11 protein-coding genes are annotated in these 13,927 nt (G+C 39.2%); 8 read left to right on the forward strand and 3 right to left on the reverse strand.

All coding sequences use genetic code 11. The features are described from left to right. Positions 1 to 13: 13 nt before the first annotated feature. On the reverse strand, positions 14 to 2,173 hold the full coding sequence (gene nosR / locus CXF85_RS19120; protein WP_101230299.1) for a transcriptional regulator NosR: 2,160 nt from the start codon (positions 2,171 to 2,173) through the stop codon (positions 14 to 16). Positions 2,174 to 2,486: 313 nt separating this feature from the next. Between nosR and CXF85_RS19125 the strand changes: the two genes are divergently transcribed. Beyond that, positions 2,487 to 2,927, forward strand: a complete 441-nt coding sequence (locus CXF85_RS19125; RefSeq protein WP_101230225.1) for a hypothetical protein — start codon at positions 2,487 to 2,489, stop codon at positions 2,925 to 2,927. Between the two features lie 91 nt (positions 2,928 to 3,018). Here CXF85_RS19125 and tyrS read toward each other — a convergent pair whose 3' ends face one another. Together tyrS and CXF85_RS19135 are read right to left on the reverse strand one after the other, a co-directional pair. After that, on the reverse strand, positions 3,019 to 4,218 hold the full coding sequence (tyrS, locus tag CXF85_RS19130; protein ID WP_101230226.1) for a tyrosine--tRNA ligase: 1,200 nt from the start codon (positions 4,216 to 4,218) through the stop codon (positions 3,019 to 3,021). Between the two features lie 361 nt (positions 4,219 to 4,579). Further along, positions 4,580 to 6,598: a methyl-accepting chemotaxis protein gene (locus CXF85_RS19135; protein WP_101230227.1), complete on the reverse strand. Its 2,019-nt coding sequence runs from the start codon at positions 6,596 to 6,598 to the stop codon at positions 4,580 to 4,582. Between the two features lie 183 nt (positions 6,599 to 6,781). Here CXF85_RS19135 and CXF85_RS19140 point away from each other — a divergent pair, with 183 nt between their 5' ends. The 7 genes from CXF85_RS19140 to CXF85_RS19165 all read left to right on the forward strand — a co-directional run bounded on the left by CXF85_RS19140 (position 6,782) and on the right by CXF85_RS19165 (position 13,926). Further along, positions 6,782 to 8,281 carry a peptidoglycan DD-metalloendopeptidase family protein gene (locus CXF85_RS19140; RefSeq protein WP_101230228.1) on the forward strand — a complete coding sequence of 500 codons (1,500 nt, stop codon included), beginning with the start codon at positions 6,782 to 6,784 and terminating at the stop codon, positions 8,279 to 8,281. A gap of 13 nt (positions 8,282 to 8,294) precedes the next feature. Next, positions 8,295 to 9,473: an anhydro-N-acetylmuramic acid kinase gene (locus CXF85_RS19145; RefSeq protein ID WP_101230300.1), complete on the forward strand. Its 1,179-nt coding sequence runs from the start codon at positions 8,295 to 8,297 to the stop codon at positions 9,471 to 9,473. 233 nt (positions 9,474 to 9,706) lie between these two features. Beyond that, positions 9,707 to 9,898, forward strand: coding sequence for a hypothetical protein (locus tag CXF85_RS19150; protein WP_101230229.1), 192 nt, complete (start codon positions 9,707 to 9,709; stop codon positions 9,896 to 9,898). Positions 9,899 to 10,100: 202 nt separating this feature from the next. Next, entirely contained in the window at positions 10,101 to 11,555 is a 1,455-nt protein-coding gene (locus CXF85_RS19155; protein WP_101230230.1) for a Na+/H+ antiporter NhaC family protein, read from the forward strand. 153 nt (positions 11,556 to 11,708) lie between these two features. Continuing rightward, positions 11,709 to 12,755, forward strand: a complete 1,047-nt coding sequence (locus CXF85_RS19160) for an isoaspartyl peptidase/L-asparaginase family protein (RefSeq protein WP_101230231.1) — start codon at positions 11,709 to 11,711, stop codon at positions 12,753 to 12,755. 235 nt (positions 12,756 to 12,990) lie between these two features. Continuing rightward, positions 12,991 to 13,116, forward strand: coding sequence for a hypothetical protein (locus CXF85_RS23340; protein ID WP_269801201.1), 126 nt, complete (start codon positions 12,991 to 12,993; stop codon positions 13,114 to 13,116). Positions 13,117 to 13,308: 192 nt separating this feature from the next. Continuing rightward, positions 13,309 to 13,926, forward strand: a complete 618-nt coding sequence (locus CXF85_RS19165) for a LysE family translocator (protein WP_101230232.1) — start codon at positions 13,309 to 13,311, stop codon at positions 13,924 to 13,926. Position 13,927 lies beyond the last annotated feature (1 nt).

Raw genomic sequence — 13,927 nt, forward strand, 5'->3', positions numbered from 1 at the left:
GCAGCATTCTGGCTTAGCCAACATTGACTGCTTCTATTTCAGTTTCTTTATATTTTGCTTTTTTTCTTGCTAATTTTTTTAATGGCGGACATTTTTCTTCATTAAAGTAAGTCACTTGGCAATCAAGGCAATAATGACACTCACGCATATTGATAACACCATCAGGATCAATAGCTTGAATTTCACATTCTTTAGCACAGGTTTTACAAGGTTGACCACATTCAGGGCGACGACGTAACCAGCTAAATAAACGAATGCTGTTACTGGTTGATAACGCTGCGCCTAACGGGCACAAGTAACGACAGAAGAACTTACGATTGAAAATATTAATAATGAGCAGCGCAGAGGCATACAATACAAACGGCCATTCACGATCAAATTTTAATAAGAATGTTGTTTTAAAGGGCTCTACTTCGGCAAATTGTTCGGCAAGTGACAATGACTCCATTGATAAGCCAAAAAGTGCTAATAAAATAAGATATTTAATGGCCCATAAACGCTCATGCACAGCCCAAGGCAATTCGAATTGCGGTATTTTGATGTAACGAGCAAAGATATTCATCAGCTCTTGTAATGCGCCGAATGGACATAACCAACCACAGTAAACGGCACGGCCCCATAAAATCATGGTGACCGCTGCTGCGCCCCATAAAATAAATATCACCGGATCAAGTAAGAATAAGTCCCACGAAAAGTCAGACATAAAGGCTTGTAAGAAGGTAAATACGTTAACAACAGAAAGTTGTCCACCCCAAGACCAACCAATAAACACGACTGTTATAATTAAGAATAAGTGACGGAAGTTATGCATAAACGTTGGGTGGCGAACGAGAATATCTTGGAAAAATAAGCTCATAACAACGATGATTAGTAAAATAATCAAAATAATAACTTCAGCTTCTTTCTCTTGCCATACTTGCTGCACCAGTGTTAATTCAGGCTCAGGAATAATGACTGGCGGGCGGTCTAGGTATTTATCTAACGTGTGGTAATCAGCTTTAAAACTGGTAAATATACTTTCTAACGGACCCGTTTGACGACGCACTAATAACTCTAACTGCCAATCAGAAGCGGGATTGAATTGGTGGTGTTCACGGATAATAAATATTGAGCGTTCAGTGAATGTCGGTGCTCCTGCAATATAAATATCGGGTACGCGGTTATGATCTAAATCTCTAAAAGCAAATGCATCACCATTTTGTAATATTTGAATACGATCAAAAATAGCACCACGAACATAACCTGAACCTTTAAATGAATAACCAGTACCCATTAGCATAACCGCGTGTTCCCCTTGCTTTAGTGAAGACATAATATAGTCATATTCACTATCGCCCAGTAAATTACGACCTACTGTAGGGATGTTTAATTGCGCAAAATAAATCTCGGCAAACAACTCTTGTTTTTGTTCGCTACTTGCTTCCTCAACGTGTTCTGCGTCAGTACCAACAAAGGCTTCATCAACAGTTTTTCTGTTGAGATATAATTTACGGATAGAGCCATCACCGGTAAGGGTGGTCCAATCAGATTGGATAAAAACGTCAGGATAAATGGTACCCATAGGTTGAATAACTTCTTGGCTAGCACTAATAATACCTAGCGCACGAGCAACCTTTGTTGCTGATTTTACAATGCCAACATTCATCACCATCACGGTAACGGTTGCGCCAGAAAGCCCGTCGATATGAATAACGTTGTCGGTTTTGTTACCACCCACTTTTAGGCGATCACTGACATGTAAACCATCATATTGATCGGTAAATGCATGTAGCTTACTTTCGGGAATGCCCGCTAAGATGATCGGTTCATGATGTTCTAATACTTTTGCGCCTAAATAAACGCCTTTAACATCAATCGCCACTAACATATTTACTGGTTCGCCTGAATAGGCAGGGATTCTAGCTATATCATTGGTTTCAAAAGCGTAACCTAAAACTTCTTCGCCTTCAGCACCTTGTTTGTAAACGGTCCAAACTAAGGGACCACCTTCTTTAGTTGTTTGTTTGTCACTGATTTTAGTTTGCTCGGCAAATATCTCCTTAATTAACGGCATAGGATCTTTCGGAGGGCTAACAAAAAGTGCTTGTGCTGGCATGATGACACATAAAAATAGTACCAACATCTGGATGAACGCAATTCTCAGTGTAGAGACTGTTGATTGGGGGAAACGCATTAAGCTGTTATAAAATTTACTTACTAACATGAAATCGCCAAAGTTCTGTGTTCATGCAGAGTGGCAAAAAAATAGCCAACTGCGACAATATGTCACAGTGTACGCTTGTGCTTTAAAGGCGTTATGATGTAGATCAAGCTATGTAAATAAATGTAAAGTGGCATTAATCCCTTAAATCCTTATATAAAATAGGGCTATAAGTATTGCTACGTGGCGAGTGGCTGCAAATAAAATCATTACTTTACTTCAATTGAAAAACACCATTTAATGGTGATTGAAGTACAAAAACAGCGCGTTCTATAGGTAAATTTATATGTTTTCAGTACATGGTGATTGGCGTATTTTAGTAAAAGATAATTATGTATTGCAGTGGTTTAGTGGTTGCTGGAATGAAGAAGCCGCTATTAAATATAGCCAAGAATTCCGAGAGAAAACAAAGCATTTAAATGGCACGCAGTGGGCCATTTTTTCATTTTTTGATGAATTTGAATTAGGAGTTCCTGAAATGGAATCGCACTTAATTGAACATTGTCAGAGATTTCAAGACAATGGTTGTATCAAAGACTGCCATATTTATACGCCATCGGCATGGAAAAACATGCAACTTGAGAATATTGTTCCGCAAAGCGAAGGAGCTTATGAACGACGAGTATTTGTTGAAAGAGTAGAGGCAATTGAGTGGATGAAAACGTGCGGGTTTTCTATTGAAACGAACGAGTTTTTAAATAGTTTACCTATAGTGACTGAAAGTTAGCTGCTATGTAGTAGCGCTTCACATAAAAAACCAGTCACTAGGACTGGTTTTTTATTTAGCTAATGAGTTTTATAGTATGCTACCCGTGTTATTAACTTACGGTAATACGGGCAAACTTACGTTTACCTACTTGATAAACCGCCGTGGTGCCAGCGCTAATAACTAAGCTACGTTCAGTCACTTTTTCGCCGTCAATTTTTGCAGCGCCTTGTTTTATCATTCTAAAGGCATCAGAAGTACTCGCCACTAAGCCCGCTTCTTTTAACAAGTTAGCAATAGCTATTTCGCCACCTTCAGCCGTAATTTCTAATTCAGGCATATCATCAGGTAAGGCACCTTTTTGAAAACGATTAATAAACTCTTCGTGCGCTGCTTGTGCTGCTGCTTCATCATGGAAACGTGTAATTAATTCTTTCGCTAAATCAATTTTTACATCACGTGGATTTTTACCGTTTTCAATGTCGGTTTTATAGCTTTCAATTTCTGCAAGAGGTTTGAAGCTCAATAATTCGTAATAACGCCACATCAATACATCTGAAATTGACATTATTTTACCAAACATTTCTGTAGGGCTGTCAGTGATACCGATGTAGTTACCTAATGATTTAGACATCTTTTGCACGCCGTCTAAACCTTCAAGTAATGGCATCATTAATACGGTTTGTGGACGCTGGCCTTCAGACTTTTGTAATTCACGACCCATTAATAAATTGAATTTTTGATCGGTACCACCTAGTTCAACATCAGCTTCAAGCGCGACGGAATCCCAACCTTGGACTAGTGGGTACATAAATTCATGAATAGCAATTGCTTGGCCATTAGCGTAACGTTTTTTAAAGTCATCACGTTCCATCATACGCGCAACTGTTTGGCGAGAAGCAAGTTGTAACATGCCAGCTGCGCCTAATTTATCCATCCAAGTAGAGTTAAACGCTACGGTAGTTTTAGCAGGGTCAAGAATCTTAAATACTTGCTCTTTATAAGTTTCCGCATTAGCTAAAACATCTTCTTTGGTTAATGCTTTGCGGGTAACATTTTTACCCGTAGGGTCACCAATCATACCGGTGAAATCACCAATTAAGAAAATAACTTCGTGACCAAGCTCTTGGAAAGTTCTCAGTTTATTAATGAGAACAGTATGACCAAGATGTAAATCCGGTGCTGTGGGATCAAAACCAGCTTTAATTTTAAGTGGTTTGCCCGTTTTTAATTTTGTGAGTAACTCTTCTTCTACTAATATTTCTTCAGCTCCGCGCTTTAATTCTGCGAATGCTTGGTTAAAATCGGTCATTAGGACTCCACTGAGGGGTTATATGTACTTAGTCTGTTAATAAATGATAACTACTGAGCGGTTGCACTGAAAAAGGCAAACACGGTATCGATAAGTGAGCAGCTATATTGACTAGGTAAGTGTATTTAATGGTCGAATTCTACTGCACTTTGCAGGTGGGATAAAACCTTATAATGGCTTTTTTAGTAAAGAAGTGATGATCTTGATGATAAACAGACTTATTAAAGGAGTAACTTAGAGCAATCTGACTCATTTATTGACCACTTCCATTTGGTATTAGGTAAGTTAATCGCGACTTTCTGTTTAATAATAAAAAAGGCCTAGGGAATATACCTAGGCCTTTCATGATACTTCGCTTGGATTATGAACGTAATTTAAAGCGCTCAACCAGACTTTTCATTTCATCAGACAGTTCATTCATACGAGACGCTTTTTCGGAGGTTTGGTTGGTAACGTCTAAAATTTCAGACGATGAAGTACTTATCGCCACAACATCTCGAGAAATTTCTAATGTGGTTGCAGATTGTTGTTCACAGGCTGCGGCGATTGAGGTAATCATTGCTTCAATATTTTCTGTACCCGCCATAATAGTTTCAAGTGATTCACCCGCTTTATTCGCTAACTCCACACTTTTTTCTGCTTGCTCAATACCTTGGTTGATACTGTTAATGACTGCCGAGGTATCGGTTTGAATAGCACCAATCGATTTTGCGACTTCTTGAGTTGCCTCTGTTGTTCTTGCTGCTAGTGTTCTAACTTCATCAGCAACAACGGCAAAGCCTCGGCCTTGCTCACCCGCACGAGCTGCTTCAATAGCAGCATTAAGGGCAAGTAAGTTTGTTTGCTCTGCGATGCCGTTGATTACTTGAATGACATTGCCTATTTCAGTACTCCGCTCCCCCAGTTGATTGATCATGCTTGCCGTTTCATTGACTGCCTCAGACAGCAAGTTGATACCTTGTACTGTTTGTGTCACTACTTGACCGCCGGTTGTAGCTTGCATGCCCGACTCATTTGCACTCGTCGCGGCGGTTGAACTCTGATGGGCAACTTCATTGACCGTTGCGGTCATCTCTTCAGTTGCCACGGATATAACACTGGCTTTATGGGCTTGTTCATTACAACTATTTGTCATTTCTAATGTGGCATTGAGTATTTCATTAGCAGACGTACCGACTGAATTAGAAACATTATTAATATCGTGAATTAACTCATTTAAGGAATTTGACATGTTATTCATTGCAATAGCCAAATCGCCTATTTCATCGCCACTGTTATCAACTAAAGGTGGTGAAGTAAGATCACCTTCACTTATGCTTTTGGCCACATTAAGCACGTTGTGTAAGCGACTGTTAATGCTATTGGTTAAATAGAACGAAATAAAACCAGCGGCAATAACGGCAATAATTGAAATAATAATCAGGGTAGATAGTTGATCGTTTAGTGAGGCTAATGTTTTATCGATGGCGGAAAAGGCATCAGCTTTCTCTTCTTCCGAAGATGCATCTAAAATCTCCTCTACAAGGTCAAATAATTCATGCTCCATATCATCTGCCGCTTTTAATGCCGCTGCTTTACCGGTAGGATCAAACTTTTGGAAAATTAGCTCCGCGGTTTCTTTTATATCGTTATATAAGCGGTCAATTTTTTGTAAGTTGGCTACCTCTTGAGGTTTTTGTTCGAGGGGTTTTAATTGTTCAAAATAATCACTAAAAGATTGACTATCTTTTTCAAAAGCAGTTTTCTTGCTTAAATCACCTGCGGTAAAGCTAGTGACTGAGGCTAACATGTCACCCGCTTCATCAATTAACTCTAAATAAAGTCGCACGCCGGGTAAATCATCACGTAAAGACTCGGCTAAATCCGTTGACTTTAAGGCATCGTCAAACTCCTCTTGTTTTAATTTATCAAGTAAATTTTCAAGTTCGATACCTTTATTACTTTCAAGATCTTTGATTAAGGCGAAGGCCCACTTTTCGGTTTCAGGGTTGTAGCGAGAGAATATATCTCTGTGTGCACGCGTTGCGTAACTATCAACCATGGTTTTAATTTTTGCCATTTTGTCTCGGTCTTTTTGACTGGCTGACTCTAGCGGTTTTAATTTTTGATAAAACTGTTGGAACTCTTGATAGTTACTATCAAAATTTTCTACTTCATCAATCTCACCTGTTAAATATTCTAATAAGTTAGATTGCATATCACCGACTTCATCAAGTACTTGTAAGTAAAGAATAACACCGGGAATATCATCCGTTTGTACCTCGGCTACAATCTTTTGAATGGCATTACTCTTTAGCCAAATAGTTGTAGAAATTGTGAGCATTAATAAGATAACAACACTGAAACCTGCATAGATCCGCTGTGAAATCGTAATTTTCATAAGTTAAAACCTTTTGTAGATATTCTTCTATCTCATTTCAGCTTAGTTTAATTTTTTATTTTTTCCTAAATAGGTAACTACATATTTCATCAAATATTACGATGAGTTATAGCGGTATTTATGTTGTAGTTTTGATATAGTCGGGTAATTATCTGAATTAAATATTATTTACTATTTCCCGCTATGAAATTTTCGAGTCGTACTTTGTTTAAAAAATCATTAGAAATATTCCAAAATTTACCCAAGCAACATCGCGGGATCATTATTGCCAGTAGTTGTTTTTTATTGCTCTTATTAATCATTCCTTCGAGTGAAGAAAACCTCGATGTTGAAGATATCCAAGTCGGAAAACGCATTCAAGTGGCCTTGCCAGAAGACATAATGCCAGCAGGGACGATACCGAGACAAAGTGCGTTACCGCAACGCAGTACACCTAAAGTTACTAACAATACCACAACCGAGCAACTGCCTTCGTTAGCTAAAAATCAAAGTACTCAGCAAGATGGCAGTTTAACTAGCGGTAAATTACAACGTAAAGTTAAAATCCAAGACACGAAAGAAGAACTGGCGAACTTAAGTTGGCAAACGGTTAAAGTACGTAATGGTGACTCGTTAGCCTTAATTTTAAAACGCTTAGGTTTTACCGCCCAAACTACTTATGCGGTGAGTACCGCCAAAGGTAAAGACAGTCAATTATTAAAAAGACTAAATGTTGGTGACCAATTACGTATTGCCAGCAATGATACGCAACAATTAGCTGCGCTTGAATATCCTCTTTCTAAAACTGATACCTTATTTATTAATTTAGTGGGCGATAGTTATCAATCACACCGCGAAAGTAAAGAGGTTGAAATACGTGAAAGCTTTAGCTATGGCACTATAACGTCTAGCTTTTGGAATGCTGGCGCAAGTGCGGGGTTAAATGATAGCCAGATAATTAACTTCGCTAATATGTTTGGTTGGGATATTGATTTTGCCTTGGATATTCGCGAGGGAGATAGTTTTCATGTTACTTTCGAGAAAAAATATGTCGAAGGAGAATATATTGGTACAGGTGATATTTTAGCGGCAGAAATTACCAACCAAGGTGAAGTGTTCCAAGCCATTCGTTTCACGGATGGTGAGTATTACAGCCCAGATGGCAGAAGTATGCGTAAAGCCTTTTTACGTGCTCCGGTTAATTTTAAATACATCAGTTCTAGCTTTAAGCGTAATCGTCGACACCCAGTGACAAAACGGGTGCAATCACATAATGGTATAGATTACGCGGCGAAACAAGGTACGCCAGTGGTTGCTGCAGGTAATGGTAAGGTAACCCATGCTGCTTATAGTAAATATAATGGTTATTATGTGTTTATTCAGCATGGTAATGGCATAGTGACTAAATACCTGCATTTTTATAAGCGAGCAGCCGTTAAAAAAGGTCAACGAGTAAAACAAGGACAAGTGATTGGTTACGTAGGTGCAACGGGATTAGCGGCAGGGCCACATTTACATTATGAATTTTTACTTCATGGCGTACATCGCAACCCTCGTACAGTGAAGTTACCGGTCGCAAAGCCTATTGCAAAAAAATACAAAGCGAAGTTTACTTTGTTGGCAGCCAAGCGATTAGAAGCGTTATCAGGTGCTAAAAATGCATTACTGTCGACACAAGCAAATGATATCGCCCCTAATGACTAACAAAGACAATATGATGCAAGGAAAATATTATATTGGCCTAATGTCTGGCACCAGTGCTGATGGTATTGATTTAGCGCTAGTAGACTTTACCAGTAAGAATGAAAAACCTCGTTTGGTAGCCAGTTTTTATCAAAGTTATAGTAGCGTGCTTGCCGAGAAAATCACCTCCCTTTATCAACCAGGTAATAATGAAATTGATCGTGCTTTTCATCTAGATGTTGAATTAGCGCATTTGTTTGCTCAAGCAATTAACGCCTTACTTAGCCAAGAAAACCTTAACTCTGCAGATATTATTGCCATTGGTAGCCATGGGCAAACCATCCGTCACCGTCCAAGTGCTGATAACCCATTTACCTTACAAATAGGTTGCTGCCAAACGTTAGCTACGGTGACTGGAATTCGCGTAGTTGGGCAGTTTCGCCGTAAAGATATGGCGTTAGGAGGGCAAGGCGCGCCTTTAGTCCCTATTTTCCATCAACAGCTTTTTGCTCATTCAGTCGATGCGAATTTTGTAGTTAATATCGGTGGTATTGCTAATATTACTTTTTTGCCAGAACAAGGCTCTAGCAAATCAGTATTAGGTTTTGATACTGGCCCCGGCAATGCTTTACTCGATGATTGGTTTACTAAAAATCATTCAAGCAGTAACGAAAAATTCGATAAAAGTGGTGCGTGGGCAGCAACGGGAAAAGTTAATCAAGCGCTACTGATACAATTGATGCAAGATGATTATATCAAAGCCGCCGCACCTAAAAGTACCGGAAGAGAGTACTTCCATCTTGATTGGCTTGAACAGCAATTAACTTTTTTTACAGAAAATAGTTACTCACAGCACGGTGCAATCACTGATGAAGAGCTTAACGCAGTAGACGTCCAAGCAACACTATTGGTTTTTACCGCACAAAGCATCTGTGATGCAATTAAGTCATTAACTACACAAGGTAAAGTCTACTTGTGTGGTGGTGGTGTACATAATAGCGCCCTTGTTGAAGCACTTAAAACTAGCTTGAATACATCTAACTCTGCGTTTGAAATCAATAGTATGCAAGCCTTGAATATTGATGGCGATATTCTTGAAGCGATGGCCTTTGCTTGGCTTGCTTACGCTTTTGATCATAGTTTAGTGAGTAATATGCCGGCGGTAACTGGCGCAAGTGCAAGCTGCACCTTGGGTAGTACCTACCTTCCATAAATTTTATAACATTATTGTCATAAATTAGAGTCAGTTGGCTAATTTCAGCGACTTCTTGCTTAAAACACGATAGTAATCTACTGGCAATCCATCACTTCAACACTATACTTAAACACTGAACGTTCAATAAATGAACTGATAGGTTGTACAGAACGCTAATACCGATTAGACCACTTAGTGAATTTGATTGGTATAACTCAGTACACCATTGAAGTTAGTGTCGAGGAGGGCTTATGGAATTTAAAGATATTCATATCGGTATGAAATGTGGCAGTAAAAAAGGGAGTGGTACTGTTACTTGGGTTGATGGCTCAACACATACTATTTATATGGTTGATTGTAATAATAATAATAATTTTGAAGTTAACATCAGCGATATAATTGAAGATCCACAAGCGCACAATAAAGAAGATGATTACTATTAAATAGCGCCTAAATTTATCGTTGATAAATAAATACAAACCCGTCAAATTTATATTTTGTCGGGTTTTTCATTTTCACTCCGTAAATATATTGAATCTGCCCTAGGTATTTGCCACACTGCTCCCTCTACGACAAACTTGCTTAATTACATTAGTATAATCAAGTCACTCTGTCTCAAATCAAACTCATGCTTTAAGGTCTTTTATGGATTGGTTGTCAGTGTTGCCTCCTTTGGTGGCAATTATTATTGTTATTTGGAAAAAAGAAGTCATTCTGGCCTTACTTTCCGCTGTATTTACCTCCGAGTTGTTATTGGCATCTCAACACCATAGTAATGCTATATTTCATGCTTTTATTGGCTTTATTGAACGTATTATCACTGTCGTCAGTTCTGGCGGTAATGCCCGTATTTTGATTTTCAGTTTGCTGATTGGGGCTTTGTTGGCCTATGTCAGAGACTCTGGTGGTGTTACTGCCACCGTGGAAAAGTTAGTAAATAAAGGCATTGCTAAAAATAAACGACAAGTCGGTGCGTTAACCATGTTTACTGGCATGGTTATCTTTATTGAATCAAACTTGAGTGTACTTACTGCGGGCATTTTATCTCGTGATTTATTCGATAAATTCAAAATGAGTCGTGCGCGTTTAGCGTACATTATTGACAGTACCAGTGCGCCAGTATGTATATTAGTGCTACTAAATGGTTGGGGTGCGTATGTATTAGCATTGCTTAATAACTATGAGTTAGGACAGTCTTCGGTGTCTATTTTGTGGGGTTCTGTTGCGTTTAACTTCTACGCTATTATCGCTTTGCTTATGGTGGTTTATACGGTAGTAACCGATAGAGTACACGGGCCGATGAAAGCGACCGAGTTAGCGTTGAATACGGATGGTGCAACACAAACAACTTCAACTGAACAGCATTCAACAGTTTCACCGCAAGCCGTACCACAAGAAACATTGTCACAAGCCATACTGCACGAAACCATGGTACCCGCCACTAAAGCCCGCTTTATGTTGGTGCCCTTATTAAGCATGATTTTTGGTATGTTTTTCTTTATGTACTGGAGTGGTAATGGAAACATCACCCAAGGTAGCGGTAGCAAGTCGGTGCTGTATGCGACCTGTTTAGCCTTAGCCGTGAGTTACTTTTTACTGCGTTTTTCTAAGCGTTTTGAGCATAAAGAGTTAGTTGAAATAGGTTTTAAAGGCATTGGTGAATTACTGCCTTTGGTTACGATAGTCTTATTATCACTGACCCTTGGCGCAAGTTTAAAAGAGCTAGGCACAGGTTACTTTATTGCAGGTATTGTTGGTGATTATCTCCCGCTAATCCTTGTGGTACCTATGTTGTTTTTAGCTGGTGCAGTTATTTCATTTAGTACCGGAACCTCATGGGGAACGTTCGCCATTTTAATTCCAATTGGTGTGCCATTAATTCAAGCATTAGGTTTACCGCCTTCATTGGTGATTGCTGCCATTCTTGGAGGTGGTATCTTTGGTGATCATTGTTCACCTATTTCTGATACTACCGCTGTTTCGGCCATCGCATCGGGTTGCGATTTACTTGAACATGTAAAAACCCAAATGCCTTACGCATTGTTTGGTGGCGCGGTAACACTGGTGGCTTATGTTATTGCAAGTATTGTCATGATTTAGTTCGTTCTTTTTCTTTGTCTTAGTATATAACAATGTTCTCTTTGTTGTTAAGCATGAAAATTAGTGCAGTTATCGATAGTGAGTTGTAAAGCAACTCACTATCGTGCAGATTAACTGTCTGAGATTTCTAGTTTAAGATTAACGAGAACAATAATGAAAAAATCGCTACCCCTCTTAACTTGTTTACTTTTATCCGCCTTTGCTAACACGGCATATTCTAATTCTGTCCAAGCAAAAGACCTGCCTTTTGCTATCGCCATTCATGGTGGTGCAGGTACAATTGAAAAATCTCGTTTTACGCCTGAAAAAGAAGCAGCATATCGCGCTAAGTTAACCGAGTCTGTTGAAGCCGGTTACGCTATTCTAGAAAAAGGCGGCACTAGTCTTGATGCGTTAACTGCCGCAATAAATATCCTCGAAAACTCGCCATTTTTCAATGCAGGTAAAGGCGCGGTTTATACCCATGATGAAACTCATGAGATGGATGCTTCTATTATGGAAGGAAAAAATCGTCAAGCAGGTGCCGTTGCAGGTGTTAAGCATATTGAGAACCCGATAAATTTAGCACGCTTAGTGATGGATGAATCTGTGCACGTTATGTTAAGTGGTGCCGGCGCAGAAACCTTTGCCAAAAGCCAAGGGGTTGAGTTAGTTGATAACAAACTTTTTGATACTGACCATAGATATAAATCGCTTCAGCGCGCTAAAGCCAAAATGAAAAAGGCGAAGCAAGAAAATAAAGACTACCAAGCGGCACATTCTGCACTCGATACTGAGTATAAAGTGGGAACTGTTGGCGCTGTAGCCCTTGATAAATTCGGCAATATCGCTGCAGGTACTTCTACTGGCGGCATGACAAATAAACGTTTTGGTCGTATTGGTGACTCTCCGGTTATTGGTGCAGGGACTTTTGCTGATAATAACTCGTGTGCTGTTTCGGCGACGGGTCATGGTGAATACTTCATCCGTTATAACGTAGCCGCTGATATTTGTGCCAGAGTGCAGTATCAAGGAAAGACTATTGAGCAAGCGGGTAAAGAAGTTATTCATGATGTACTTATGCCTATTGGCGGCACAGGTGGCGTGATTATTATTGATACTAAAGGCAATATTAGCTTACCTTTCAATACTAAAGGTATGTACCGAGCGAGTAAGTCTAATGGCCAAATGACCTATGTCGGCATTTTTAAAGATGATTAGCTGATCCACAAACGATCAACAGTAGATCATCAAAATGAAGTATGATCAATTTCTGCTGAACATTTACGGTAAGGCATTGGTAAGGCGATAAGATTTGTTATTATCGCCTTAATCACTCGCTAGAATCCTACCCACTTCTTTGATCTAGATCAAGTTTAACTGTCCATAGTCATTAATATCGGCTAAAATGTGCGCCATATTTTAGTTGTTTATTTGTTGTACAGGAAACTAGACCATGTCAAACCATGAAGAAGATTTTAAAGATACTAGCTCATTCATTAATTTAGCAATGATTCTTGTCGCAATTGTTGCCATGCCTTTACTACCTATGGTTATGGGTTGGTTTACGATGTTACGTTAAACGACCATTAATTATTACTGTCGAGGGGCGATCGCACCTCACAGTAATGATTTTTAACTGTACTAATCTCTGTAAAACTTACTACTTTCTATCCTTATATAATCCCTATTCATCGCTATTATCTAATGCATGACATCATTTTTTGCTACAGTGTCAGCGAATTTTCATATTTTAAACTTAGCGGTAAATTAAATGCCTGATTTAGCTATTCTTGCGGTTTTTATTCCCACATTCTTTTTTGTCTCAATAACGCCTGGCATGTGCATGACACTGGCTATGACCTTAGGTATGAGTATTGGTGTGCGTCGTACACTATGGATGATGATTGGTGAGCTCATTGGTGTCGCCATTGTTGCCATTGCTGCTGTACTTGGTGTTGCCAGTATTATGCTGAATTACCCTGATATATTTGAAGTATTGAAATGGGTCGGTGGCGCTTACTTAGCTTACATTGGTGTAAACATGTGGCGCTCAAAAGGTAAAATGGCGATAGGTGAAAATAAGCTAAGTGATGTTAGCCGTAGTTCGTTATTTACTCAGGGTTTTGTCACTGCCATTGCCAATCCAAAGGGCTGGGCTTTTATGATTTCTCTACTTCCCCCTTTTATTAGTGTTGATCGTGACGTTGCTCCTCAGTTACTAATATTACTCAGTGTTATTATGGTAACCGAATTTACTAGCATGATGGCGTACGCAGCTGGTGGTAAGAGCTTACGGATATTTTTAAGTCGTGGCGATAATGTTAAATGGATGAATCGTATTGCTGGTAGTTTGATGGTAGCTGTTGCTATTTGGCTGGCGTTTGGCTAGT

The organism is Colwellia sp. 75C3, from assembly GCF_002836255.1.
Taxonomy (GTDB): Bacteria; Pseudomonadota; Gammaproteobacteria; order Enterobacterales; family Alteromonadaceae; genus Colwellia.